Genomic DNA, 23,680 nt, shown 5'->3' on the forward strand with positions numbered 1-23,680 from the left:
CGAGCGGAGCGAGCGTCTCGAAACCACGTCTCTGAACCGCCCCGGCATGTCCGGAGAGCTGATTCGTTGGAAGGATCACTCTCATGGCACGTCCCTCGAGGTACCCGACCGAGCTGCGTGAGCGCGCAGTGCGGATGGTGATGGAGTCCAGGCGGGACTATCCGCACGAGTCCGCCGTGATCAGGTCGGTCGCGGCGAAGCTGGGCATCACCTCTACTGAATCGCTGCGTAAGTGGCTGCGGCAGGCCGAGATCGACGGCGGTGTCCGCGTCGGCAAGTCCAGCGAGGAGATCGCTGAGATCAAGGCGTTGAAGAAAGAGGTCGCCGAACTGCGGCGGGCGAACGAGATCTTGAAGAGCGCTTCGGCTTTCTTCGCGGCGGAGCTCGACCGCCCCAACAGGTTCTGATCGACTACATCGAGGACCACAAGGTGGAGTTCGGGGTCGAGCCGATCTGCCGCGTGCTCAGTGAGCACGGGATCAAGATCGCTCCGTCCACCTACTACGAGGCTCGCTCACGCCGGCCTTCCAAGCAGCAGATCCGCGACGCGGAGCTGGTCGAGATCATGGTCGCCGAGCGCAACCGGCAGAAGCTGGTCGCGCGGTTTGGTGCACGCAAGATGTGGCTGCACCTGCGCGGACGGGGCCATGACGTCGCTCGATGCACCGTCGAGCGGCTCTACCGTGAACAACGCTGGGTCGGGGCGCTACGTCTGAAGAAGTTCCGGACCACCATCGGCGACCCGGCCGCCGAGCGACCACTGGACCTGGTCGATCGGCAGTTCTGGGCGAGCAGGCCCAACCAGCTATGGGTCGCCGACTTCACATATGTCGCGACCTGGTCAGGCACTGTCTACGTCGCCTTCATCTTCGACGTCTTCAGCCGTCGGATCGTGGGCTGGCGGGCCGCCACGCGGATGACGACCGACCTGGTGCTCGACACCCTTGAGCATGCGATCTGGACCCGCCAGCAGGCCGGTGTCACCGACCTTTCCGGCCTCATCCATCACACCGATGCAGGGTCTCAATACGTCAGCTTTGCCTTCACCCAGCGCCTCGTCGACGAGGGGGTCGACCCCTCAGTCGGGTCTGTTGGCGATGCCTATGACAACGCCCTCGCCGAGTCCCAGATCGGGCTCTACAAAGCCGAACTCATACGTCCTGAAGGTCCCTGGCGCGGCGTCGAACACGTCGAACTAGAGACCCTGAACTGGGTCGACTTCTTCAACAACGAGCGCCCTCACGAGGCGCTCTCCGACCTCACGCCCATGGCGGCCGAGGAACTGCACTACGCTGCAAGAAACGAGCTCACGCCAACCGGCTGAGCCACCAAACCCAGCCTCCGGACTCGCCGGGGCGGTTCAGAGGGTTGGCGGCGGGCCGCGATGGTTCGGGTACGACTACGTGTACGACCGTCCCGACTTGCCTGCGTTCGAGATTGGTGAGGACGGGAAAAAGCGGTACTCCGGTCGTCGCGTGGTCGAGGTCGTCTTGCGCGAGTCGGAGGCCGAGTTGATCCGCGACGCTGCCGTGCGTGTCCTGCGCGGCGAGTCGCTGAGGTCGATCGCGGACGAATGGAACGACGCAGGCGTGATGAAGGTGAAAGGTGGCCGGTGGACCGGGGGAGCGGTCTCCCAACTTCTCGAGTCCCCACACCTGGCCGCGCTCGTGCATTGGAAGGGGGAGGTCTTCGACGCTGAGTGGCCGGCGGTTCTCGACCGAGAGACGCACGAGCGACTGGTGAAGTTTCTGCATCACCCTGGGCGCAAGAACGCGACGCCGGGTAGCGGGAAGCGTAAACACCTGCTGGCCGGACTCGTGTACTGCGGTGGGTGCGGAGGTCGTTTGGTCGCTGCCGTCGAGATTCCCGGTCGACGGAGTAGGACCTACATGGGCCGCCGCGACCTCAACCCGGAGTGTCCAGGTCGAGTGCGGATCGACGCCGAGTCGCTGGAGGAGTTCGTGGTCGGCCATGTGGTCGACCTCTGGACATCCCCTCGGGCGCAGAGGGCGGCGCTGGCGGACGACAACCGACACGACCAGCTAGTTGCTCTGGCTGATCGGATCACGGGCTTCAAGGAGGATCTGAAGGAGGCGTACGACGACATGCGCGTTCACAAGATCATCGACCGCGATCAGTACCTCAGCGCGAAGAAGTCGATCGACGCCAAGATCAAGAGCGCAGAGCAGGAGCGCGACGAACTCCAAGCGCAAGCAGGACTCGCGGACCTGCCGGACCCATCCGCTGGCTGGGAGAAGTTGACCGCCGCCGAACGCCGCCTCTTGCTGGAGATGCTGACGCCACGAGTCGTGATCGGTCCCCATCCCAAGGGTGAGTCGATGCGACCGTTCGCGGACACCGCCAAGGAGACGGCGCGTAAGGCGCGAGTGCTCGACAAGCGCGTCGGTTTCGAGTGATGACGGCTTCGCGGTGTGAGTTGAGCCAGTTTCGCGGAGGCGTCCTCTCCGGTGTTGTAGATTGATCCCGCTGAGAATGACGGGGTCGAAACTGGCTCAGTCATCGAAGCGGACGCCAAGTGGTTTGACCTGGGACGAGACCTAACCCAGTGACAACGGATCCGAGAACCAAGCGTCTCGGGGACCCACCTTCCAAGGTGCAGGCGCGTTGCACAGACGGACTCGCAAAGTAGGCCACAGGCCGAAGTCAGGGTTGAGCCGGAGCAACGTCAGGCGAGGTCCATTCGTTACGAATGGAGTCCTCTCTTGGACACTTCAACGAAGGCCGCGCTCCGCGATGCGGGAAAGAAGTCCGGCCGACGCCAGCGCAAGGAGCGCGGCGAGTCCCCAAGGGTCACTGACCCGGTTCAAGTTCAGCGCTGCGCTGACCTTCTGCGGAAGGCGGCGGCGCGATGAGTGACAACATGGGAACGACCCCAACCGCGGACGCCAAGTGCGCGGAGGGGGCCGATAGCGACAACCGTATCGAGTTGTCGCCGCTCGACTATGTGAGCCGAGGTTGGCACATCTTCCCGGTCTACGAGATCCACCGGGGACACTGCGCGTGCAGTCGAGGAAAGGACTGCCCTGGTCCTGGAAAGCACCCGCGCAGCACCAACGGCGTCAAGGACGCAACGGACAGCGTCTCCAAGGTTCGGTCTTGGATGGAGCAATACCCCGACTGCAACTGGGGTGTCGCGTGCGGTCCGGACTCGGCGTTGCTGGTCATCGACATCGACCCACGCAAGAACGGGTTCGATTCATTCGAGGAGTACGAGACCATGCGGCGCGACGGCGCGTTGCCGCCAACGCTGAGTGTGATCACGGGTGGCGCTGGTCGTCACTTGTATTTCCAGTACCCCGCAGGCGAGACCGTGCCGAACCGCACCAACTGGATGCCGGGCGTCGATGTGAAGGCGGCAGGTGGATATGTGGTGATGCCGGGAAGCAACCACATCAGTGGCGGCTCCTACATGTGGGAGAACTGGGGCCACGCGATCGCGTCCACGCCGGAGGACGTGATCGACGTTCTCGCCCGCGTAGTGGTGGACGGCAACGGTTTCCCACTGCCGTCAACGGACGACATTCTCAAGGGTGTTGCCGAGGGCCAGCGTGACGAGGTTCTGTTCCGTGCGGCGTGTAGGTGGCGGCGTCAGTTGGGCGACAGTTCCAAGTCGGCGGTCATGCTGCTTGCCCTCAACGCTGCGGCCAACTGCGATCCGCCGTTCCCACAGGGCGAGGTCAAGAAGTGTGTCGAGTCCGCGTGGCGGCAGGACTACTCCGATGGTGACGTTGGTCTTCAGAATCCCACCGGACCCGATGGGATCAACAACACCGACCTGGGCAACTCGAAGCGGTTTGCTCGATACGTCGGCGGTCGGTTGATCTGGGTGCTGTGGCGGGGCTGGCTCAAGTGGGACGGCTTCATCTGGCGCGAGGTCTCAGACGAGGAGGTCGCCGCACTCGCGGGCGAGACCGTCAAGGACATGATGGGAATGAGCTCGCTCATCACCGACGCCACCGCTGGTCAACAGTGGATGCGTCACTGCAAGTCGGCGGAGCGGCGCGGGTCGCTTACCTCCATGACCGAACTCGGCAAGTCGGATTACGGACTCCAGATCGAGGGCACGTCGCTCAACGACGACCCGTGTCTGGTCGCTGCCGGATCGAGCGTGATCGACCTGAAGACCGGGATCGTGCGCACCATCTCGCCGTACGACTACATCACCCAGCGGACTCACATCGAGTACGACCCATCAGCGACTGCACCCAACTGGGAGCGGTTCCTGTGGTGGATGACCAAGGGAGACGCCGAGATGATCGGCTACCTCAAGCGGTTGGCCGGGATGACGCTCATCGGTGACAAGGGGTCGGGCGTCTTCGTCGTGATGACGGGCGAGGGCGGCAACGGTAAGACCGTGTTCCTCGACACAGTCGCCGGGGTCATGGGCGACTACGCGTTGCGGGCGTTCCCGGTGGATGCGATCACCGGCAGGCGGTCGGGTCCAGACGAGAAGTTCTCGGCGCTGCTGTTCGGTCGGCGGCTCGTGGTGTCGTCGGAGTCCAACCAGGAGGTCGCCCTCAACGCGGCGGCGATCAAGGCGTACACGGATGAGACGAAGCAGCGGGGGCGGTGGCTCTACAAGAACTCCTTCGAGTTCAACACCACCCACACCTTGTGGTTCATGTCCAACCACCTGCCTGTCGTGGACGACACGAGCGACGGCATGTGGCGGCGGATGCGGGTGCTCGACTTCAAGAACAAGATCCGTGAGGCCCAGGGGTCAGACAAGGCCCTGCCTCTGTCGGAGCAGATCGCGAACGGGATCAAGAACGAGTTGCTCGCCTCGCGACTGATCGAGTCCGAGGGGCCGGGCATCCTCAACTGGCTCGTGGAAGGCGCGCACGAGTACATGCGCGACAAGCTGCGGGACCCGAGTTCGGTGCTGATTCGGGTGATTTCCGAGTCGAGTCCGATCCGATGAAGGACTTCGTGGACGAGTGGATCGAGTTCGGCGCGGGCGAGTACATCACTCGCGCCGATCTGCAGCAGGCGTACGCGATCTGGTGCGCCGAGAACCAGATCGACCACAAGCAGCGGTTGAAGCCGAGAGGGCTCGTGGAAGAGATGCGCCGTCGCTGCGAGGGCGGGCGAGGTATCCCGTTCGACAAGAACGCTCGCATCGGGACCGAGGGCGGCATGAGGGCGATCACCGGCATCGGGTTGAAACGTCCAGTGCGACTCGGCGAGGGGTGGTCGTGATGGGTGCCGTCCTGTGGCTCCCGGCGCAGTACTGGCCGGAGGCAGAAGGAGAGAAGGAAGATCGGCGCAAGGCGAAGCGGAAGCGGACTCTCAACACCGCGCTCCATCGTCCCTGGTACTCCACCCCGGACGGGTACCGCGTCGGGTCGGTGCGTCCGACTGGCTACACGTCGGACGGTGATGTGCAGTTCTCGCGCAATCGTTACGAGGAAGTGCGGGAAGCGTTGGTGAACGTCTATGGCTGCATCACCATCGTCCACGAGCACATCCGTCGGAGTGAACTGCACTGGGTTGGTTGGAGTCTCCATCGTTTGGAAACGAGGATGGACTCATGCCGAAGGACACCACCCCGGGGAAGCCGACCACACGTCGCTACAGCCCTGAGGAAAAGGCCGCTGCGGTGCGGATGGTCAGGACGCTGCGTGCCGAGCTGGGAACTGAGCACGGCACAGTGCAGCGGGTCGCAGCCCAGCTCGGGTACGGCACCGAGTCAGTTCGGTCCTGGGTGAAGCAGGCCGACATCGACGAGGGCCACGTGCCGGGTCTGAGCACGAGCGACGCGGCCAGGCTGAAGGCGCTGGAGCAGGAGAACCGGGAGCTCAAGAGAGCCAACGAGATCTTGAAGAGGGCCGCCAGTTTCTTCGGGGCGGAGCTCGACCGCCAGTACAAGAAGTAGCCGCGTTCATCGACGCCAACCGTGACGACGTGGTCGCGGGCCGGCGTCTGGGGGTCGAGCTCATCTGCCACGTGCTGCAGGTGGCCCCGAGCAGCTACTACGAGTTCAAGAACCGCCAACCCTCGGCTCGCACGCAGCGCGACGAGGTGATGGGACCGGTAGTGCGGCAGCTGTGGGAGGACAACTTCCGGGTCTACGGCGCCCGGAAGATCTGGAAGGCCGCACGACGTGCTGGACATGACATCGGCCGTGACCAGGTCGCCCGCCTGATGCGCACCGCCGGCATCGAGGGGGTCCGGCGCACCAAGCGGGTCCGTACCACCAAGCCCGATCCGGGCATGCCGCGCCACCCGGACCTGGTCGGCCGCGACTTCACCGCCACGGCCCCGAACCAACTGTGGGTCACCGATCTGACATTCGTGCCGACTTGGGCCGCGGTGGCCTACGTCTGCTTCATCATCGACGCCTACTCCCGCACGATCGTGGGGTGGCGGGTCGCCTCGCACATGCGGACCACTATGGTCCTCGATGCCATCGAGATGGCCCGGTGGTCACGCGGGACCCAGCTCCCTGGCCTGCGGTGTCACTCGGATGCCGGCAGTCAATTCACCTCGATTCGCTACGGCGAGCGTCTGGCTGAGATCGGCGCGATGCCCTCGATCGGCACTGTCGGCGATTCGTACGATAACGCGCTGGCCGAGACCGTGAACGGCTATTACAAGGCCGAACTGGTCCGTGGCCCCGCGCGTGAGGGCCGCCCGTGGAAGACGGTCGAGGACCTCGAGCTCGCCACGCTGAGCTGGGTCCACTGGCACAACCACGACCGTCTGCACGGCTACCTCAACGACATCCCACCAGCAGAGTTCGAGGAGACGTTCTACGCTACGGAACGGACCGACCAGCCCTTGGTCGGAATCCAATAGCCCGAGCCTCCATCAGACCCAGTGCGGTTCAGTCGCGACATGCCGGACTCGGTTGGACTCATCGACTGTTCGGTGCGGGAGGGCTAGCCGATCTTCACGGTGATCGACGGCGTGGACACCACGACGGACGACGGCGAGTTGCCCGCACACATGCACGCTGCCGTCGCGCAGTGGTACCGCCGCCGCGTCAGCCGCAACACTAAGGCGGCACTTGCTCGACTCAAGCGCGAGGGCAAGCACGTTGGCCGTCCTGTCGGCATCGTTGGCCCGCCACTGGTTGACATCGTTGCTCGCTTCCAGGCGGGCGCGTCCGTCTCCCAGATCGCGCGTGACCTGACGGCTGAGCACGTCGCCCGACCTGACGGCACGATCCGACCGTGGCAGCCGTACATGGTCGCCCGCGTGCTCGACCGCGCTGGTGTCCGTCCCACTCCGAAGGGAGCGGCGCGATGACTCACGAACTCTCACCCGAGGATGAGGCGTACCTCATCGCCAGTTGCGAGGCGTCGGGCGTGCCGGTCAAGATCACCGATCCCGACCTGCTCGACCGTCTGGCCGCGTTGCTCCGACCTCCCGGTTGACCTCCTGCCTCAGCCGACCGCCCGTCTCCAACAACTGGAGGCGGGCGGTTGTCGTTTCTACATCGCCAGACGACCGCAACCCGCCCGCCAGGCGTCTTCTACCTAGCGGACGGGTATCTGGCCGACCAGCGATCTATGCGGGCTCAGAGGGCATCTGGTCGTCCCCGCCGTTGTCGTCGAAGTCGTCGGCCAGCCAGTCGTCGCGGCCAAGCACTTCATCAGCGACCGCACCGGCAGCGAACGCCTTGTCCTCCAGCCACTGCGGGTCCTTATGCCGATACTCCCTGAAGTCGAGCCAGACCTGGGCGATTTGCTTTGCCTCGACGCGGGCCATGAGGTTCTTAGTGCCGCTGACCACGGTGAGTGCCTGCCATACCTTCCGGCGAACGTCATGCGAGTTGGCGCCCCGGGCGACGTACTCCATCCCCAACTCCAACTCGACCAAAGCATCTTCGGCTGTCTCGCTGATGGTGGCTCCAGTGACGATCATCCGCTGACGCTTGGCTGGCTGGTGGTTCTCCCACAGCCATGTCAGCGCCGGGACGGCCAACTCACGCGGCACGACGGCACAGACGTAGAACCGCCCCCACATCAACTTCTTGGGCTCGCGCAGCCCGTCACTCACGGTGGGCATCAGTCCCGACCAATCTCGTGCAGATCCAGAGTGAGATGGATGCCTTCGATGCCGTACCGCTTGGCCTCGTCGTCATGGGAGCGCAGCACCTCGGCAGCCGCCTGCATGGCAACCGCTCCCAAGTGGTCGAGGAACTCCTGCTTACGGCTCTTTCGGATGAATGGGTTCGGCATGCTGCCGACCTCCTTGATTCCGCCCGCGTCTCTGGGGCCGGAAGAGGATCAGCGGGAGACGGGCACGCTCACGCCGACCGGATCTCGTCCGGCGGCGCATACAGGCCGTGTTCCAGGCCAGCGAGGGGCTTCCTAAGCGCTTCTGCCGCTGACACCCTCAGAAGTGGGTGGCATCGCGGCAAGTTTCCATCACGATCTGCGACAGCGCAACCGATCAGGGTGAAGTCTCATTGCGAAGCCGCGCGGGAGCATGACAGCACGCCCCTTCGCACGTAGGTTGTGAAGTCCTATTGGTGCGTTCACTTCTGTTCATTTGGACAGGGGGGGTGCTGTTTGGCTCACATCGTTCCCGTCGAGGTCGCTGAGGCGCTCGGGCGATACGTCTACCTCCTTCGTGACCCGCGCGACGGGCAGGTGTTCTACGTAGGGAAAGGTGTCGGCAGTCGCGTGTTTGCGCATGTCGCTGAAGCTGCTGGCGCGGACCCGGCGACGGAGCGCGCGAAACTGCACCGGATCCGGCAGATCGAGAGCGCTGGGCTAGAGGTCGAACACCTCATAGTTCGCAGCGGTCTCGCGACAGACGCCGAGGCGTTCGTTGTTGAGCAAAGTGTGATCGACGCGTTCAGGGCGCAGGGTGTTCCATTGACCAACATCATGGGAGGCCACGAGAGCGCGGCCCATGGACTGGCAACCGTGGGAGCCGCTATCGCGAGATGGGCTGCTCCTGATGCACCGCCACTGACCGAGCCGACGGTGATGTTCATCATCAACCGCGCCTGGCGACCGGACATGTCCGATGCTCAGATCTACGAATCCACTCGAGGACATTGGCGGGTTGGGCTTCGCGTTCGCACCGAGGTCAGGCTGGCCATGGGCGTGGCCTTCGGAGTCGTGCGCGGCGCTTACGTCATCGACGACTGGTACAAGTCCGAGCAGCCAGGCGAAGAACAACGCTTCGGCTTTCACGGGCACACAGACCCAGAGTTAACGGCGCGTTTCGTCGGCACCAGCGTCAGACGCCTGGTGCCCGAGAAGGGCGCGCAGAATCCGGTGCGTCTGTATTGGCCGTAACCGCATGGCGACCCCGCCCGGCAGTCCGTCACCACCGAGGCGGGGCCGCTTGACCCGCGTCTGTCTGGTGTACCCGGCACTTGGGTGGAAGGTCGACCTCAGACCAGACAGACGCGGGAGTCCTACGTGCCGCGTCGCTCGCGGCGTTCCATCGCTTCCCTGATGTGCTTCGGCGGCGTGTCCGATCCGTTGACGATCTTGGGTTCCATGTTGATGACGTTGTGCGAGAGGTCGTACTCATCGAAGAGCACCGGCTCTTCGTAGGTGGAGACCACTTCACCCTCCACGACCGGGGCCGCTTCAATCGCTGGTATCGCAGGAGGCGGCGTCGATTCGACCAGCGCGTCCGGGTGCTTCAGCAGATCACCCATGAGTCGCATGAGCGGATCGGTGTCCACGTCCACGACGACCTTCTTGGCGTCCTCCATGCCGGTGGCGCGGTTGACCATCTCCGCGGCTTTCAACTTCGACGCGTCCGATGAGTTCGGGTTGTCGAGTATCGACTCAACGACGGCACGCGCTTTGTCCGCGAGGTTGACGTACCGCTCCTTGGCTCGCTTCTGGACGTTGGGAAGGTGGCCGCCGTGTTTGTCGCAGACGATGGAACCTTGGAGCGCGACCCGCTTGCATTGCGTTCCTGCCTGGGTGGGTGAGACGCAACGGACCTCGGCGGTCCCTTCCAGTTCCATGATCGCCCAGCGTTCGTCGCTGTGGCCGATGCGGCGACCCATGACCTACCTCCACACGATGTTGGGGAAGTCGCGGTTGAGTTCCTTCACGCATCGCGCGCAGCAGGCAACTTCCACGATGGTGGCACCGGCGTTGACCCACAGTCGGCCACACGGTTGGACGTTGAGCGCGCACCGGTCGCACGGGTGATGCATGACGAACAGATTCGTCATCGCGTCGAGGACCGGCATCACGCAGTTGTCCTCCTTGCACGAGACGATCAGCGTCTGGCCGTTGACGTCCGGCATGTCGGGGAGGCCGTCGTCCGCGAACTCGAACGGAATCGAGAGGGCGGCGAGAACCGCCCTCTCGACCCGCTTATCCGCGACGACCTCAGAGTTGTGCGGCCACAACCGCTTGCCATCCTCAACCGCGTCGAGGATGTTCTCTGCGCTGATCGCCAGGTTCGCCATGATCAGCTCACGTACAGCGCGGGCGGCGTGTAGACCGCGTTGGCCGTCACCTGCATGACCAGACCGGCAAGGCGGTGGCGAACACCAGTGCCGAAGCCGTGAGTCCAGTAGGAGTCCTGCAGCGGGTACTTCTCCGCACCCTCGATCAACTGCAGACCCTTGAACCGGTCGTGCTCACGCAGCATGACCGGGTTGCTGGACGCCATGGCACCGCCGCTGGCGATCGACGTCAGGTAGCCGGCGGGGGATGCGGCTGGACTCGATGATCAGGGCTTCGTCGTAGGCACCCTTGACCGGGAATCCGGCGAACGTCGGGAAGGCTGCTCGCCAAGCAACTGGTTCGGCGAGTAGAACCGCGCACCCTGGGCCGGGATGAAGTCCGCCTTCGCGCCGTTGGCGACGCGGAAGCCGGAGATGACGTCACCCTCGGACGAGTTGACGAAGATGACGATCTGGCTGCCGTTCTCTTCGCTGTAGCCGTGGCTCTTGAAGTCCGCGATGATCTCGTCCAGGTCACCACTGGTCACGACCGCCGCGCCGCTGGTGCGGTAGTGCGTGTGCGTGTTGGTGAACGTGTTGCCCGCGTACGTCGGCGGGGTCCAGCCGTCGCCGTTGGCGAACGCGTACACCGTGTACGACGCGTTCGTGTTGCGGTCCGTCACGCTCCGGTTGGCGTTGCCGTAGATGGTCTTCATGACCTCGGTGAACACGAGGTCCTGATCGGCAGCGAGGATCGCGTTGGCCGCACCCTCGATCTCGACTGCCGTCGCGTCAGCGAGGTAACGCCACGTTGCCGCCCAGCGGTTGTCGTACCAGTCGAACGTCGCGCCCATGTCGAGCGTGTTCGGCACGAGTCGCTTGGACTGCGGGATGCCGTACTCGCTGGCCTTCTCGAACGCGGCGTCGGTCGCGCCGAGGGTCTGGATCACCGACGTGACCGGCGAGGTCGTCGGGTAGGTGAACAGCAACAGGAAGTTCTGCTGCTGCTCGTTCTGGATCTGCGCTGCCTGCTGAATCTCATTGAAGAGTTCGTTGATGTCTCGGCCATCGGCGGTCCGTCGCATGACGTCCGCCCACGCCGCGTAACCACGCGCCATGATGCGGGGTCCTTTCATGAAGAAGGATGATTGGGTGGATGCGCGTCTGCCGCTGGCTACTGCGCGAAGTGGGCTCCGCCCTATCGGTCGCGACCGGCTGGAGCCGCTGGCTCAACTGCGTGTCATGGCGCCGTAGTCGAAACTGTATCCGTCGTCTCGCTTCGTTCCCGGTTTACGGAATCAAACGGGTGGTTAGCCCGTGCGCTGGCACGAGCCCCCCATCACGACCAGGTCGCCGTGGGCCATCGTGAACGACAGCGATGCGCCACCCCCGCGCGGGCGCAGGGCGAGTCTGCGCGGATCACCCACCGACACGATCGCGACCATCGTGTCCTCGCGATCGCCCCGACCGATCCGGTCGCCATGCCACGCGACGGAGTCGCGCCCGTCGCGATACAAACAGCAGCCAGCCGTGACGAACTCCTCGCCCAGCTCGTCGCGATAGTGCGCATTCAGGCGCGCACGGGCGTCGACCAATGACTCATGCGGCAAGGACTCGCCAGCGCCATAGGTGTGCAGCAGTCGCGGCACATCCACGATCCGGTCGTACATCTCCCGGCGTTCGGCGCGCCAGGGCACCCGTGAGGCCAAGGCGTCGTACACCTCATCGCGATCGCGCAGCCAGTCGTGCGCCACGTCGACCCAGGCACCGGAACCCAGCTGGTGGCGTACGACTGGCGCCGTGTCCGGTTCTGCGAAGAGCGTCCCCTGGAAGTCCATTCCGGCACTGTACCGTTGATCGAACAAGTGTTCGGTAACCGAGCGGTGAGTCAGCAGCGTTTCGGGCAGACACTCCGGCTAGACCAGCCTTATTGTGACGTCGTGGAAGACCTCGTTGCCGCCGCGCCTCGCGCGCTGAAGCACGTCGCTGTGCGCGAGTACGTCCGCGCTCTCGTACAGGATCGTGTGGCTGGCGATCCGGCACCGTCGGAGCGCGAGTTGGTGCAGAAATTCGGCGTCGCGCGGATGGCCGTACGCCAGGCGATGGACGCCCTGGTGGCCGAAGGCCTGCTGGAGCGGGCGCCCGGTCGAGGAACCTTCGTGGCCCGCCCCCGCAGGCAGGTAGGGCGGCTGACGAGCTTCACCGACGACCTCCAGCAGCGCGGCCTCGAGCCCTCGTCCGAGACGCTGCTGATGCGGCTGGAGCAGGCTGGGCCAGGAGTGGCGCGCGTGCTGGGCATGTCGCCGGGCGACTCCGTCGTGCACTGGCGACGGCTGCGGCGTGGCGACGGCAAGCCGATCGCGATCGAGGATGTCTTCTTGCACGAGGTGCTGCTGCCGGGATTCGTACACGTGCCGCCCCCGGAAGCCTTGTACGCCGGTCTGGCCGCACGCGGACTGCGACCTACCTGGGCCGAGGACGCGATCTCTGCCGATCGCGCAACCGCGGAGGAGGCGGGGTTGTTGGAGGTGGCGCCCGGCTCGCCGGTGATGCGCGTGGCTCGTCGCGCGTTTGCCAAGGACCGCCCGGTCGAGGTCTCGCGGGCCGCCTACCGCGGTGACGCGTTCACGATGTACGTGCAACTCGGCCAGGAGGCCTGAACCCGCGCTGTCTCGACGCTCCCGTCCACAAGCAACACGCGGGGTCGTTTCCGGTCGGCGCGCCCGGGCAGTCCGGGTCACATGATCCGACTCGATTTCGACGGCCTGACGGCGCTCCTCGACACCCTTGCCGATGTCCGCCGACAAGGCGCCAGTTGTCTGGGCTACACGCGCACCGAGGTCTGTCGCCCCGATGGCTTCGAGACCAGTGCGGTCTGTCTGCTCCGGCCGCTTGGCGAGGCACTGCGCGGGCTGTCGGAGGAGATCGCGGAGGCAGAGCGTGTGGTCAACGACTGGTTCGCCGAGGTCGACCTCGACGTACGCCGGGCCGGTCTGCGCTTCGCGCACACCGATGCCGACCAGACGCAGGCACTCGCCCTGGGAGCCCCGCGATGACCGGGCTGGCATTGCCAGGCGATCCCGAGTCCTGGCTGCAACCCCCCGTCGCCGGCGACAGCGGGATCAGGCACGATCCGACATTCGCGCGCTGGGACGACAGTTTCTCCGGCACCCGTGACCTGGCCAACGACGTGCTCGCGCAGATCAACGACATCCTGCGGCGCGTCGGGTTCGATCTCGCGCTGCCGATCCTGCCGACAGGTTCACTCGAAGACCTCCTGATCCTGCCGCTGACGGGTGACTACGACGCGATCCGGCGCAACGCCGACGCGTGTCGCCGGCTGGGGGATGCGCTCGATGCCTGGGCGGGCAACTTCGCGTGCCTGGCGCCGGGGGCATTGCTCGTCGACTGGGAGGGGGCGGCTGCAGCGGCGTTCGTACGACACGCCTGCTCGGGCAGCGTCGCGGCAAGCGCTGCGTCGGGCGCGATGCCCGCAGCGCGCGGGGCCTTCGCCAGGATCGCGGACGGGTGCGAACAGTTCGCGGTCGTGGTGGAGCGGGCCGTCGTGCGCCTGGGGAAGGCGCTGGCTCGACTCGTACGCACCGCGCTGCGCCGACTCGCCGGGCTGGCGGCGGTCGCCGTGCTGGCCGTCGACCTGGCGCGTAAAGGCATCGGGGTGTTCCTCGACGTCCTGGCAGACATCCGCGCCGTGCTCGACGCCGTCGACGAACTGCGGCGCCTGCACCAGCAGGTCACCGACTGGGTCAGTCAGCGTGCGGCAGACCTGCACCGGGTTCGTGACGTGATCGAGGAATTACGCCGACTGCGCACGACCCGCTGAGTCAACCCTCCCCGCTCACCAGACGACGGGGATCCGCTCATACCCGCGCAGCACCCGTGTCGTACGACGCGTCGGCGCGCCCGCGACCCGCAGGTCGGGGAAGCGGTCGTAGAGCAACCGCAGCCCCAGCGCGCCCTCGGCGCGCGCCAGACCGGCGCCGAGGCAGAAGTGCGCGCCGGCAGAGAACGCCAGATGCTCGGCCGCGTTGGCCCGATCCACGTAGAACCTGTCGGGATCTTCGAAGACCGCAGGGTCGCGGTTCATCGCGCCGTTCATCGTGATCACCATCGTGCCGCGCGGCACGACCTCGGGAAGCCGGGCCAGGTCGCCAAGTCCCGGCAGGGACGCCAGGCGTACGTCGTGCACCGCCCGGCGGGCGGTGAACTGCACCGGCGAGTCGAAGCGCAACACCTCCTCGACCGCGTTGCGCCAAAGGTCAGGGTCGGCCGACAACTGTTCGCGTTCGGCGGGGTGGCGATCCAACAGCACCACCGCGTTGCCGAGCAGGTTGACGGTCGTCTCGAAGCCCGCGCCGAGCACCAACATTCCCAGCATCCGCAGTTCGTCGTCGCTGGCGCGTTCGTGCTCCGGCGCGGAGGCTGACGCGACGATCGCCTGACTCAGCAGGTCATCGCCGGGGGCGGCAGCCAGCCGCAACAGGTGCTCGCCCATCCATTGGTGCAACTCGCGCAACGAACGCATCGCGCGCTGGAAATCGCGCCAGGTCAAGCCGGCGTCGAGCAGCAACGCCGCACCGTTGCCCCAATCGAGGATCCGCGAACGGTCCCGCTCGGGCACCGCGAGCAGATCGGCGATCACGGCCACTGGCAGTTGGGCCGCATACAGCGACACCAGATCACCACGACGCCCGGGGATCGATTCCATCCGATCCAGCAGCCGCTCGGCGGTGGCGGCGATCAACGGTTCGAGCCCGGTCACCCGGCGCACCGTGAAGGCCCGCGACACCAGGCGGCGGAGCCGGGTGTGGTCGGGAGGGTCCAGCGCAAGCAGGGACGGCGGGTCGATAGGTCCGATGGACCAAGGGTCGCGCATGGCGTGCAGCAGGCGATCGACTCTCGGGTTCCCGGTGCCGTCCCCAAGCGGGACGCCGAACTGCTCGCTGCGCAAGATCGCGGACCCGACCGCGTGATGTGCCGACCAGGCGCCGAACTCGCCCTGCGTCCACGGACCTCGCGCGCGGACCTGCGCCCAGGCCGGAGTCGGATCCTCGTGGAGTTCGGGCTCGAAGGTGAGCCGCGAGAAGATCTCGCCTCTACGCGCCTGGCGACGAAATACCGTACGCGGCACGCCGTGCTCCAAGCCCCAGCGCACCCGCGTACGCACGGCCCGTGGCGGCCTCACTCGCCAACCTCGCCCAGGACGGTGTCCGCGTCGCGGATCTCGTACGCATACCCCTGCTCGGCCAGAAACCGCTGGCGATGCTGGGCGAAATCGGCATCGACGGTGTCGCGGGTGACCACCGTGTAGAAGATCGCTGCCCGTCCCGACGACTTGGGGCGCAACAGGCGGCCGAGCCGCTGGGCCTCCTCCTGACGCGAACCGAAGGATCCCGACACCTGGATCGCCACGGCCGCTTCGGGCAGGTCGATCGAGAAGTTGGCGACCTTCGACACCACGAGCAGCGAGATCTCGCCGCTGCGGAACGCGTCGAAGAGGCGTTGGCGTTCCTTCACGGTGGTGTCGCCCTTGATGACGGGCGCGTCGAGGTCGGCGCCGATCTCGTCGAGTTGGTCGAGGTACTGCCCGATCACCAGGGTCGGTTCGCCCGCATGTCGCGCCACCAACGCTTCGGCCACGCGAGTCTTGGCGGGGGTGCAGGCGGCCAGTCGATAACGCTCCTCGGGCTCCGAGGTGGCGTACGCAATCCGCTCGGACTCGCTGAGCGAGACGCGCACCTCCACACACTCTGCGGGCGCGATCCAGCCTTGCGACTCGATGTCCTTCCAAGGTGCGTCATAGCGCTTGGGTCCGATCAGGGAGAACACATCTCCCTCCCGGCCGTCCTCTCGGATCAGCGTCGCGGTCAGACCGATCCGGCGGCGCGCCTGAAGGTCGGCGGTCATCCGGAAGATCGGGGCAGGCAGCAGGTGCACCTCGTCGTAGACGATCAGTCCCCAGTCGCGGGCATCGAGGAGTTCGAGGTGCGGATACACGCCCTTGCGACGATGCGTGAGCACTTGATAGGTCGCGATGGTGACCGGGCGGATCTCCTTGACGGCGCCGGAATATTCGCCGATCTCGTCGGCAGTCAGGGACGTACGCCGGAGCAACTCGTCCTTCCACTGTCGCGCCGACACCGTGTTGGTCACCAGGATCAGAGTCGTCGCCTTCGCGTGCGCCATCGCGGCAGCGCCGACCAGCGTCTTGCCGGCGCCACACGGCAGCACGACAACCCCAGACCCGCCGTGCCAGAAGGCCTCCGCGGCCTCACGCTGATAGTCGCGAAGGTGCCAATCATCTTCGGCCAGATCGATCTGGTGGGCCTCGCCGTCGACATACCCGGCGAAATCCTCGGCCGGCCAGCCAAGTTTGAGCAGCGCCTGTTTGAGGTTGCCCCGTTCGCTGGGATGCACCACGACCGAGTCGTCGTCCAGGCGTGCGCCGAGCATCCCCGCCACCCGTTTGGCGCGGACCACCTCCTCCAGCACGGGGCGGTCGGTGGTCGACAGGACCAACCCGTGCGTGGGGTGCTTCTCCAACCGCAGCCGGCCATAGCGCGCCATCGTCTCGGCGACGTCGACGAGCAGCGAGTGTGGCACCGCATAGCGAGAGTACGTGAGTAGCGCGTCCACCACCTGCTCGGCGTCGTGCCCGGCGGCTCGGGCGTTCCACAGCCCCAGCGGGGTCAGGCGATAGGTGTGGATGTGCTCGGGACTGCGTTCGAGCTCGGCGAAGGGTGCGATCGCGCGGCGACACTCCACCGCCTGCTCGTGGTCAACCTCAAGCAGCAGGGTCTTGTCCGACTGGACGATCAGGGGGCCGTCGTGCACCGAACCAGCCTACGGAGCCGTCGGCTGGACCACCGTGATGCGGTGGACGGCGAACGTACGCACGTCGTCGCTGCGATGGTCGTACGCCGTGAGTTGGCCACCCTCGACGCGTCGCGGATCGACCATCCGTTCGCTGGTGCTGCCGTGGTTGTCGACATAGCCGATAAGCACGGTGCTACGGGCTTCCACGGCCTCGCGAAGCGCAGCCAGCGCCGCCGTGGGACTGGTGGCCTCGCGCGGTCGAGCCGCCCCGATCTCCCGGGCAGCGTCGCCGGCTCGGATCGCGGAGACGACCGCATTGATCCGTGCCTCGTTGCGAGCCGTCTCGCGGGTCGCGACCGCTCGAGGAGTGCGGGGCAGACGCGCGCGCTGGATGTCGGCGCGCGCCACACCTACGGTCCCGTCGGCCGCTTCCACGACAGGGGCGGCCCCGAGTTCGCGCAGCCGTGGCAACAGCACGTCGAGGGGGGTATCGCTGACGATCACCGTGGGCGCGATCCGGCGCAGCCGCAACGACGCCGCCTTGGGATGGTGCATCAACTCGGTGAGCGCGCCCTCGTCGTCGGCACGCAGGAAGGACTCCGCGTGCCCGACCCGCACGGTGCCGAACGTGCGGGCCACATCGTCGACGAGGTACGTCAGTGGCTGTGGCAGCGGTGTGCGCGACAAGCCCTCCAGGTAGGCGTGTACCTCGGTTGCCGACCAGCCGGCGTCGAACGCCCGGCGCAGTGAGTCCTTGCCGAAGCGATACACCGTGGCGCCGCCGCGCGATTCGACATCCGCGAGCAGATGCAGCGCCCGGCTGATCTCGGAGGTCAACGGTCCCGGCGCGACGGCTGTCAGGTCCGCCTGCACCAGCAGGTGGTCGACAGGCTGTGGGAGCAGCGGGTCGAGCAGGCGTACGGCCTCCTCGGCATCGCCGTGCAGCAACGCCCGGGCGTACGCAGGCACCGCACCGAGTCCGGCGAAGCCCAACATCCCCGCCTCGGTGACGCTGGCCGCCACCTGAGCATCGCGCGAGGTCGGGCGGCGCGGTCGCAGCCAGCGGATCCGGGCGACGAGCGAGGGAACCCCGGTGCCTGTGGCCAGCACGTCTCCTTCGGGCAGCGCGGCGATCTCTTCCAATGCGGCGCGCCGGGTCTGAGCCTGCAGCCCGCTGGACAACTCCGGCGCCAGTGCGTTGATCGCCTTGCCGCCGCTGTCTCGCGTGCCGACCAGCGCGGGCGTGCGCGGCGAGGCGAGCCAGGCGCCCGCGAGCCGAACCCACCGTGGCGCCGACCCGAGTGTGGACCAGGCATCGAACGCCTCGGTCGGCAGCCAGGCGTCGACCTCGTCGGCTGTGGTTCCCGTGGCGAGCAGTCCGGCGGCGAAGCAGACCTCGATGATCAGGGCGGCCTCCCCGGCCTCCACTCCCAGCAGGGTGGACGCTGCCTTGAGATCGCGTACGCCCAGACCCCCCGTCCGCAATGCAGCCGGGGGATGAGTGCCCCACCGATCCAGGAGCAACTCGACCCGACGGGTGAGCTCGAAGGCGGCTCCAGCTGCGGCGCGTGCGACCAGTTTCGGGTCGCGTGACCCCGTCGCCAACTCGGGCGTGACATCCACGGGTTCGTCGGTCGTACGACCACCGTGCAGCGCCAGGCCGACTTCGCCGGGAACCACGACCGTGCCCGAGCCGGCAGGCACCAGCAGGCCACGGGCAAGCAGTTCCTCCACGGGCGTACGGGCCTCGGCAGGATCGCCGATCGTGCGTGCGGCCTGTGTGCGTCCGGTCCCTCCCGCCGCGACCACGTGGGCGAGCAACGCCCTGGCCTCGGTGGAGACCGCCTCGAGGTCGGCCGCGATCGCGTCGCTCGGACGTGGGTCCGGCCCGATCGGGCGCAGCCCGCTGGTCCCGTCTGTGCCGACGAGGAGTTCGGCGATCGTCGTCAGTGGGCGCAGTCCCTCCGGGGCGCGCCAGCACAGCGCGAGGTTCTCCAGGTGGGCCAGCGCGTCCGAGACGGCCGTGCTCCGAACGTCACTCACACGAACCAGTGCGCTCAGACCCTCAGGTGTGGTTTGACCGGCGATCACCAGGGCATCAAGGACCAAGAGCTCGCCATGGGTGAGTTGATCGAGTGCGCGCGAGACGGAGGCACGAGTCGCCGCCCGCGAAGCCAGTTGAGCAGAGTCGTGAGGAGCGGGCGTGGCAAGGTCTGGTCGTTCGCGCAGCAGCCGGCCCAGCCGGTCTGCGGGCCAGGACCTCAACACCTCGGCGAGCGTACGAGGTGCCGCTTGGGCACCAGACTCCTTCGCCATCTCGCCAACGCTACCGCCGCGCGGCTCGCGCAGCCTTGTCCGCTCCCACTACTCTCTCCCGGCTGGTTCAGCCAGGTCGGATCTCGGGGAGGTGAAATGAGCAGGGTCGAGTTGCACTACGGCGCCACCACCGACGTCGGCCACGTCCGGCGCGTCAACGAGGATTCCTTCCTTGCCGCGCCCCCGATCTTCGTCGTCGCCGACGGCATGGGCGGTCACTCCGGGGGAGACGTGGCCAGCCGCATCGTGGCCGAGGAGTTCGCGGCGCTCGCCGACTCCGAGCACACGCCACAGTCCGGCGCCGAGGCCATCGCCGACCTGCTCTCGCGCAGCCAGGCCCGCATCCAGGAGTACGCCGAGGCGCAGCGCACCTCCGGTGCACAGCGGTGGTACGCCGGTACGACCGCAGTGATCGCCCTGCTCGTCCACGACAACGGCTTCCACAAGTGGCTGCTGGCCAACCTCGGAGACTCGCGCATCTATCGACTTCTCGACGGATCGTTGGAGCAGGTCAGCGTCGACCATTCGGTGGTCCAGGAGTTGATCGAGGCCGGCGAGATCACCGCAGCCGAGGCCGACACCCACCCCGAGCGGCATGTGGTCACGCGGGCGTTGGGTGGCCCGGGCGTGGCGGAAGCGGACTACTTCCTGCTGCCGATGCCTTCGGTCGAGAGGCTGCTCCTGTGCTCCGACGGGATCAGCGGCCTCATCTGCGATGAGGTGATCGCCGAACTGCTCAACAAGTTCGACGACCCCCGCGACGCCGCCGACCATCTGGTCCGCGCGGCCTTGGAAGCAGGGGGTCGTGACAACGCCACGGCCATCGTGGTGGATGTGGTGGGATTGCACGCATCCGAGACGGACGACTCGCCCATGTCGGTGAGCTTGGAACAGAAACTGGGGGCTCGGCCATGACGAGTCAAGATCTCGTGACCACCGGCGTACGCGCCTTCGCTCCGGGCGACTGGTTCGCCGTGCTGGGCGCCGACACGGCCGTCTTCCTTCCTGCCGCTCAGCGCGATCGGGTAGCCGCGCTGTGGGATTCCGTCGACTCCGGAGCGGGCTTTTCCGAGGTGCTCGACGCGCTGCTGGCGTCGGGGTTGAGTTCACTGCCCGCCTTCGTCGTGCTCGGCGAGGACGGCGGTCGGGTGCTGGTGCGCGGTGATGCGGTCGTACGTGCCACCGCCGCAGGCGAAGAGGTCCGGGTGGCCTGCGACCAGGCAGCGACCTGGGCCGAGCACGTGTTCGAGGATCCGGCCGCACTGTCGATCGAGCTCGACGGGAGTGCGGAGCCGGCCGACCTGAGCATCACCACCGGGCTGGTGCGCGTCAGTCGGGTCGTCTGGCGCGAGGGTGGCACCGACGAGGCCGACGTCCGCGACGTGCCAGACGAGGTGACCGCACTGCTGGTCGACCCCGGCACCGAGGACAGCACCGGGCTGGAAAGCGCAGCGGTGGCCGAGCCTGAGCCGGTGGCCGACCCCGAGCCGGTCGTGGCGCCCGAGCCGGTGGCCGAGCCCGAGCCCGTGGTGGCGCCCGAGCCGGTGGCCGAGCCCGAGCCCGTGGTGGCGCCCGAGCCGGTGGCCGAGCCCGAGCCCGTGGCGGCACCCGAACCGGTGGTCAGGCCCGAACCCGTGGTCGAGCCCGAGCCCGAGCCACAGCCGGACCCGCTCGCCCACGACGGGCACACGCAATATGGCGCCCGCGACAACGAGCCTGACCGTCCGCTCATGGGCCTGCCAGGGCAGCCGCCCCCGCCGAGTGTGGTGTCGAAGCCGGTCGCGAGGCTGGTCGTTTCGTCAGGCCAGATCGTCGAAGTCGACCGCGTCGTGCTGGTCGGGCGTGCGCCCGAGGCGCGCCGATTCTCCTCTCAGGAACAACCCGTGCTGTTGACCGTGCCCAGCCCCAACCAGGAGATCTCCTCGACCCACCTGGAGATTCGGCCGGGCGCTGGTGCTGATCACGGATCGGCGGTCGTCACCGACCTCGGCTCGACCAACGGCACCGTCCTGGTGCAGCCGGGCCTGCCCCCCGAGGACCTGCAGCCGGGCATCGCCGTCCAGTTGATCCCTGGCGCGATCCTGGACCTGGCCGACGGCGTCACCATCCAGATCACCAAGGCGTGAACGGCGCCTCTCCGATGACTGCCGTCACCCCCGACGAGACCACCGCCTTCCCGGCTGCGGGTCTCGAACGCCGCTTCTATGCGTTCGCGATCGACCGCGTGATCGCGTGGACCCTCTTCGCGGCGGCAGGGGTGGGGGCGTGGGCGCTGTTCTTCCGTCATGGGGAGGTGCTGCCCGGCGTACTCCTCATCGTCGGCGTCGTGCTCCTGGTGTCGTTGATCTTCGCGGTGCTGCTCGGTGCGGCAGGACGCTCGCCAGGCAAGGCCGCGATGGGTCTGCGGCTGGTGCACCACGGGACGGGTACGCCCCCGGGCGTGGGTCCGGCACTCCTGCGCACGCTCGTTCTCGGGGTTGCCACCATCCCCACCCTGGGGTTGGGACTCGCGACCTTGGCTTGGACGGCCATGATGGATCCCTCCCGGATGCGCCGCGGCTGGCACGACCACGTGAGCAAGGCGGTCGTGGTCGACATGCGCCCGCGGCAGGTGGCCGAGGAGGCGACCGACTCCCAGCCGCGGCACGTGGTGAACCTGACCGCGATGCGCCTGGTCCCCGCCGCGCCCGCCGAGACCGCGACACCAGCGCCGTCGCGGCGCACGCCGACGCCCGCGCCCAGGCCCCCGTCCGAACCGGCGCAGGCCGCGCCGATCCCACCGGCGCCGCCCCCCGTACGTCAGGCACCCCCGCAAGCCCCGCCTCCACGTCAGCCGGCGCAGGCCCCGGAGCCCTCCGCGCCGATGTCCTCCGCGCCGATGCCATCCGGGCCGATGCCATCCGGGCCGGCTCGACCACCCGCGCCCGACAGCGGGCGCACCGTCGTACGCAGTGGTGCCCCGGCGCCGCCGCCCGCCACGGCCACGGCGCCGGTGTCACGATGGCGGGTGACCTTCGACGACGGACAGTCCTTCATCGTGGAGGGCCTGGGCATCATCGGACGCCGTCCCGAGGCACGCCCCGGTGAGCCGGTGCGACACAGCGTGCCGCTGCAGAGCAACGACATGTCAGTGTCCAAGACCCATGCCCAGATCCAGTTGACGCCCGATGGCGGGATGCTGGTGATGGACCGCGGTTCGACCAACGGCTCGACACTGGTCCGGCAGGGGGTTTCCAAGCAGTTGGGTGCCGGTCGGCCGGCGACCCTCTTGGACGGGGACGTGGTGAAGTTCGGCGATCGCAGGATGACGGTCAGCCGCGAGCGCTGAGCAGGCCCGATCCGATCAAGCCCAGTCGGTCTGCGCCAGCAACCCGGTGATGGTGGCCCCGACCTCGGGCGACACCGCGCCGACCAGCCCGGACGGTGCCGGATCGATCGGCGAATAGGCCCGCCCCTCGGCGGTCCCCAGGAATCCGCCCGACTCTGCGAGCAGGAGGCTGCCGGGCGCGTGATCCCACGGGAAGGTCCCGCCGTAGAGCAGGTACGCCGCGTCGCCCTCCACCAGATGCGGGTAATCGATCCCGCACGACACCCAGGTCAACTCCAGGGGTGACAGGCCGGGCAGGGTGCGACCGATCCATCGCCTGCGCGAGGTGACGCCGCGCCAGGGTTGTGCAACGCCGGGCGTACGCATCCGCTCGCCGTTGCGGAAGGCGCCGGCGCCACGCTCGGCGACGTAGGCCAACTCGTGCTGCGGCTGCCAGATCCAGGCACGTACCACCTCGCCGGCGCGGGTCTCGGACACCATCACCGCATGGTCGGGGGAGCCGTTGACGAAGTTCTTGGTGCCGTCGACCGGATCGACGGTGAAGGCGTGCTCGGCAGCACGGAAGGCATCGAGCAGGCCGTGGTCTTGCGCGTACGCCTCCTCGCCGAGGATCACCGCGTCGGGATAGGCCACCCGGAGCGCGGCGGTGATCGCGACCTCCGACTCCTGATCGGCCACCGTGACGAGGTCGCCGGGCTGCTTCTCCGAGATCTCACCGGCAGCCAAGGCGCGAAAGCGCGGGTTGATGAACTCGTCCGCAGTCTCCTGGAGCAACTCCAAGACGGCATCGGTGGCCAGCACGG

Annotated in this window: 25 protein-coding genes and 1 other annotated feature; of the genes, 14 read left to right on the forward strand and 11 right to left on the reverse strand. The window is 67.2% G+C overall.

The annotated features are described in order from the left end of the window. The first annotated feature begins 83 nt into the window (after nucleotides 1–83). The 7 genes from V9G04_14070 (at nucleotide 84) to V9G04_14100 (ending at nucleotide 7,400) form a co-directional block, all read left to right on the forward strand. Nucleotides 84–1,324, forward strand: a protein-coding gene (locus V9G04_14070) for an IS3 family transposase (protein MEI2714380.1) whose coding sequence is annotated in 2 segments (ribosomal slippage) — nucleotides 84–366 and nucleotides 366–1,324 — 1,242 coding nt in all. Because the reading frame shifts where the segments join, the coding sequence is not laid out codon by codon here. Next, nucleotides 365–493, forward strand: a sequence feature (AL1L pseudoknot). (Overlaps the previous gene by 129 nt.) A 97-nt stretch (nucleotides 1,325–1,421) precedes the next feature. After that, the gene (locus V9G04_14075) at nucleotides 1,422–2,417 is read left to right on the forward strand and encodes a recombinase family protein (GenBank protein MEI2714381.1); all 996 of its coding nucleotides are present in this window, start codon (nucleotides 1,422–1,424) and stop codon (nucleotides 2,415–2,417) included. A gap of 452 nt (nucleotides 2,418–2,869) precedes the next feature. Next, nucleotides 2,870–4,942, forward strand: coding sequence for a phage/plasmid primase, P4 family (locus tag V9G04_14080; GenBank protein ID MEI2714382.1), 2,073 nt, complete (start codon nucleotides 2,870–2,872; stop codon nucleotides 4,940–4,942). Then, complete coding sequence (locus V9G04_14085; GenBank protein MEI2714383.1) at nucleotides 4,939–5,220, forward strand: hypothetical protein; 282 nt, start codon at nucleotides 4,939–4,941, stop codon at nucleotides 5,218–5,220. Before V9G04_14080 ends, V9G04_14085 begins: the two co-directional genes overlap by 4 nt. A gap of 331 nt (nucleotides 5,221–5,551) precedes the next feature. Continuing rightward, a protein-coding gene (locus V9G04_14090) for an IS3 family transposase (protein MEI2714384.1) occupies nucleotides 5,552–6,819 on the forward strand; the annotation gives its coding sequence in 2 pieces (ribosomal slippage) (nucleotides 5,552–5,855 and nucleotides 5,855–6,819; 1,269 coding nt in all). A 99-nt stretch (nucleotides 6,820–6,918) separates the two neighbouring features. Continuing rightward, nucleotides 6,919–7,272: a recombinase family protein gene (locus V9G04_14095; protein ID MEI2714385.1), complete on the forward strand. Its 354-nt coding sequence runs from the start codon at nucleotides 6,919–6,921 to the stop codon at nucleotides 7,270–7,272. Next, nucleotides 7,269–7,400 (forward strand): hypothetical protein, encoded by a 132-nt coding sequence (locus V9G04_14100; GenBank protein MEI2714386.1) that lies wholly within the window; start codon nucleotides 7,269–7,271, stop codon nucleotides 7,398–7,400. The genes V9G04_14095 and V9G04_14100 overlap by 4 nt, the downstream gene beginning before the upstream one ends. Nucleotides 7,401–7,533: 133 nt before the next feature. On the opposite strand, the gene V9G04_14105 is transcribed toward V9G04_14100, so the two are convergent. Together V9G04_14105 and V9G04_14110 are read right to left on the reverse strand one after the other, a co-directional pair. After that, nucleotides 7,534–8,034 (reverse strand): hypothetical protein, encoded by a 501-nt coding sequence (locus tag V9G04_14105; GenBank protein ID MEI2714387.1) that lies wholly within the window; start codon nucleotides 8,032–8,034, stop codon nucleotides 7,534–7,536. Then, on the reverse strand, nucleotides 8,034–8,207 hold the full coding sequence (locus V9G04_14110) for a hypothetical protein (GenBank protein ID MEI2714388.1): 174 nt from the start codon (nucleotides 8,205–8,207) through the stop codon (nucleotides 8,034–8,036). Before V9G04_14110 ends, V9G04_14105 begins: the two co-directional genes overlap by 1 nt. 333 nt (nucleotides 8,208–8,540) lie before the next feature. On the opposite strand from V9G04_14110, the gene V9G04_14115 reads away from it, so the two are divergent. Beyond that, complete coding sequence (locus V9G04_14115; GenBank protein MEI2714389.1) at nucleotides 8,541–9,278, forward strand: hypothetical protein; 738 nt, start codon at nucleotides 8,541–8,543, stop codon at nucleotides 9,276–9,278. Nucleotides 9,279–9,400: 122 nt separating this feature from the next. On the opposite strand, the gene V9G04_14120 is transcribed toward V9G04_14115, so the two are convergent. From V9G04_14120 to V9G04_14140, 5 genes are all read right to left on the reverse strand, one after another. Further along, nucleotides 9,401–10,009 carry a hypothetical protein gene (locus V9G04_14120; protein ID MEI2714390.1) on the reverse strand — a complete coding sequence of 203 codons (609 nt, stop codon included), beginning with the start codon at nucleotides 10,007–10,009 and terminating at the stop codon, nucleotides 9,401–9,403. Nucleotides 10,010–10,012: 3 nt separating this feature from the next. Further along, entirely contained in the window at nucleotides 10,013–10,420 is a 408-nt protein-coding gene (locus V9G04_14125; GenBank protein MEI2714391.1) for a hypothetical protein, read from the reverse strand. Nucleotides 10,421–10,422: 2 nt separating this feature from the next. Further along, nucleotides 10,423–10,626 carry a hypothetical protein gene (locus V9G04_14130; protein MEI2714392.1) on the reverse strand — a complete coding sequence of 68 codons (204 nt, stop codon included), beginning with the start codon at nucleotides 10,624–10,626 and terminating at the stop codon, nucleotides 10,423–10,425. 60 nt (nucleotides 10,627–10,686) lie between these two features. Next, entirely contained in the window at nucleotides 10,687–11,517 is an 831-nt protein-coding gene (locus V9G04_14135) for a hypothetical protein (protein MEI2714393.1), read from the reverse strand. Between the two features lie 192 nt (nucleotides 11,518–11,709). Beyond that, entirely contained in the window at nucleotides 11,710–12,237 is a 528-nt protein-coding gene (locus tag V9G04_14140; GenBank protein MEI2714394.1) for an alpha-ketoglutarate-dependent dioxygenase AlkB, read from the reverse strand. Nucleotides 12,238–12,339: 102 nt separating this feature from the next. On the opposite strand from V9G04_14140, the gene V9G04_14145 reads away from it, so the two are divergent. The 3 genes from V9G04_14145 (at nucleotide 12,340) to V9G04_14155 (ending at nucleotide 14,240) form a co-directional block, all read left to right on the forward strand. Then, nucleotides 12,340–13,059, forward strand: a complete 720-nt coding sequence (locus tag V9G04_14145; GenBank protein MEI2714395.1) for a GntR family transcriptional regulator — start codon at nucleotides 12,340–12,342, stop codon at nucleotides 13,057–13,059. An 81-nt stretch (nucleotides 13,060–13,140) separates the two neighbouring features. Further along, nucleotides 13,141–13,455 carry a hypothetical protein gene (locus V9G04_14150; protein ID MEI2714396.1) on the forward strand — a complete coding sequence of 105 codons (315 nt, stop codon included), beginning with the start codon at nucleotides 13,141–13,143 and terminating at the stop codon, nucleotides 13,453–13,455. Further along, complete coding sequence (locus tag V9G04_14155) at nucleotides 13,452–14,240, forward strand: hypothetical protein (protein MEI2714397.1); 789 nt, start codon at nucleotides 13,452–13,454, stop codon at nucleotides 14,238–14,240. The genes V9G04_14150 and V9G04_14155 overlap by 4 nt, the downstream gene beginning before the upstream one ends. 15 nt (nucleotides 14,241–14,255) lie before the next feature. On the opposite strand, the gene V9G04_14160 is transcribed toward V9G04_14155, so the two are convergent. The 3 genes from V9G04_14160 to V9G04_14170 are packed head-to-tail and all read right to left on the reverse strand — an operon-like array spanning nucleotide 14,256 to nucleotide 19,549. Then, nucleotides 14,256–15,602: a cytochrome P450 gene (locus V9G04_14160; protein ID MEI2714398.1), complete on the reverse strand. Its 1,347-nt coding sequence runs from the start codon at nucleotides 15,600–15,602 to the stop codon at nucleotides 14,256–14,258. After that, entirely contained in the window at nucleotides 15,599–17,251 is a 1,653-nt protein-coding gene (locus V9G04_14165; GenBank protein MEI2714399.1) for a DNA repair helicase XPB, read from the reverse strand. Before V9G04_14165 ends, V9G04_14160 begins: the two co-directional genes overlap by 4 nt. Nucleotides 17,252–17,260: 9 nt before the next feature. Then, the gene (locus V9G04_14170) at nucleotides 17,261–19,549 is read right to left on the reverse strand and encodes a helicase C-terminal domain-containing protein (protein ID MEI2714400.1); all 2,289 of its coding nucleotides are present in this window, start codon (nucleotides 19,547–19,549) and stop codon (nucleotides 17,261–17,263) included. Nucleotides 19,550–19,645: 96 nt separating this feature from the next. Here V9G04_14170 and V9G04_14175 point away from each other — a divergent pair, with 96 nt between their 5' ends. The 3 genes from V9G04_14175 to V9G04_14185 are packed head-to-tail and all read left to right on the forward strand — an operon-like array spanning nucleotide 19,646 to nucleotide 22,877. After that, nucleotides 19,646–20,464, forward strand: coding sequence for a protein phosphatase 2C domain-containing protein (locus V9G04_14175; protein MEI2714401.1), 819 nt, complete (start codon nucleotides 19,646–19,648; stop codon nucleotides 20,462–20,464). Next, nucleotides 20,461–21,675 carry an FHA domain-containing protein gene (locus tag V9G04_14180; GenBank protein ID MEI2714402.1) on the forward strand — a complete coding sequence of 405 codons (1,215 nt, stop codon included), beginning with the start codon at nucleotides 20,461–20,463 and terminating at the stop codon, nucleotides 21,673–21,675. Before V9G04_14175 ends, V9G04_14180 begins: the two co-directional genes overlap by 4 nt. A 14-nt stretch (nucleotides 21,676–21,689) precedes the next feature. Continuing rightward, nucleotides 21,690–22,877, forward strand: coding sequence for an RDD family protein (locus tag V9G04_14185; GenBank protein ID MEI2714403.1), 1,188 nt, complete (start codon nucleotides 21,690–21,692; stop codon nucleotides 22,875–22,877). Between the two features lie 15 nt (nucleotides 22,878–22,892). Here V9G04_14185 and V9G04_14190 read toward each other — a convergent pair whose 3' ends face one another. Further along, the gene (locus V9G04_14190) at nucleotides 22,893–23,678 is read right to left on the reverse strand and encodes an inositol monophosphatase (protein ID MEI2714404.1); all 786 of its coding nucleotides are present in this window, start codon (nucleotides 23,676–23,678) and stop codon (nucleotides 22,893–22,895) included. Nucleotides 23,679–23,680 lie beyond the last annotated feature (2 nt).

The sequence above is a fragment of the Nocardioides sp. genome (assembly GCA_037045645.1).
GTDB lineage: Bacteria > Actinomycetota > Actinomycetes > Propionibacteriales > Nocardioidaceae > Nocardioides.

What these genes read in the sequence shown, in the direction of transcription:
- V9G04_14175 (MEI2714401.1), top strand. Translation starts at nt 19,646, where the DNA reads ATGAGCAGGGTCGAGTTGCACTACGGCGCCACCACCGACGTCGGCCAC.
- V9G04_14120 (MEI2714390.1), bottom strand. Translation starts at nt 10,009, where the DNA reads ATGGGTCGCCGCATCGGCCACAGCGACGAACGCTGGGCGATCATGGAA.
- V9G04_14130 (MEI2714392.1), bottom strand. Translation starts at nt 10,626, where the DNA reads ATGGCGTCCAGCAACCCGGTCATGCTGCGTGAGCACGACCGGTTCAAG.
- V9G04_14185 (MEI2714403.1), top strand. Translation starts at nt 21,690, where the DNA reads ATGACTGCCGTCACCCCCGACGAGACCACCGCCTTCCCGGCTGCGGGT.
- V9G04_14140 (MEI2714394.1), bottom strand. Translation starts at nt 12,237, where the DNA reads ATGGACTTCCAGGGGACGCTCTTCGCAGAACCGGACACGGCGCCAGTC.
- V9G04_14125 (MEI2714391.1), bottom strand. Translation starts at nt 10,420, where the DNA reads ATGGCGAACCTGGCGATCAGCGCAGAGAACATCCTCGACGCGGTTGAG.
- V9G04_14105 (MEI2714387.1), bottom strand. Translation starts at nt 8,034, where the DNA reads ATGCCCACCGTGAGTGACGGGCTGCGCGAGCCCAAGAAGTTGATGTGG.
- V9G04_14135 (MEI2714393.1), bottom strand. Translation starts at nt 11,517, where the DNA reads ATGGCGCGTGGTTACGCGGCGTGGGCGGACGTCATGCGACGGACCGCC.
- V9G04_14170 (MEI2714400.1), bottom strand. Translation starts at nt 19,549, where the DNA reads ATGGCGAAGGAGTCTGGTGCCCAAGCGGCACCTCGTACGCTCGCCGAG.
- V9G04_14150 (MEI2714396.1), top strand. Translation starts at nt 13,141, where the DNA reads ATGATCCGACTCGATTTCGACGGCCTGACGGCGCTCCTCGACACCCTT.
- V9G04_14080 (MEI2714382.1), top strand. Translation starts at nt 2,870, where the DNA reads ATGAGTGACAACATGGGAACGACCCCAACCGCGGACGCCAAGTGCGCG.
- V9G04_14155 (MEI2714397.1), top strand. Translation starts at nt 13,452, where the DNA reads ATGACCGGGCTGGCATTGCCAGGCGATCCCGAGTCCTGGCTGCAACCC.
- V9G04_14110 (MEI2714388.1), bottom strand. Translation starts at nt 8,207, where the DNA reads ATGCCGAACCCATTCATCCGAAAGAGCCGTAAGCAGGAGTTCCTCGAC.
- V9G04_14100 (MEI2714386.1), top strand. Translation starts at nt 7,269, where the DNA reads ATGACTCACGAACTCTCACCCGAGGATGAGGCGTACCTCATCGCCAGT.
- V9G04_14180 (MEI2714402.1), top strand. Translation starts at nt 20,461, where the DNA reads ATGACGAGTCAAGATCTCGTGACCACCGGCGTACGCGCCTTCGCTCCG.
- V9G04_14085 (MEI2714383.1), top strand. Translation starts at nt 4,939, where the DNA reads ATGAAGGACTTCGTGGACGAGTGGATCGAGTTCGGCGCGGGCGAGTAC.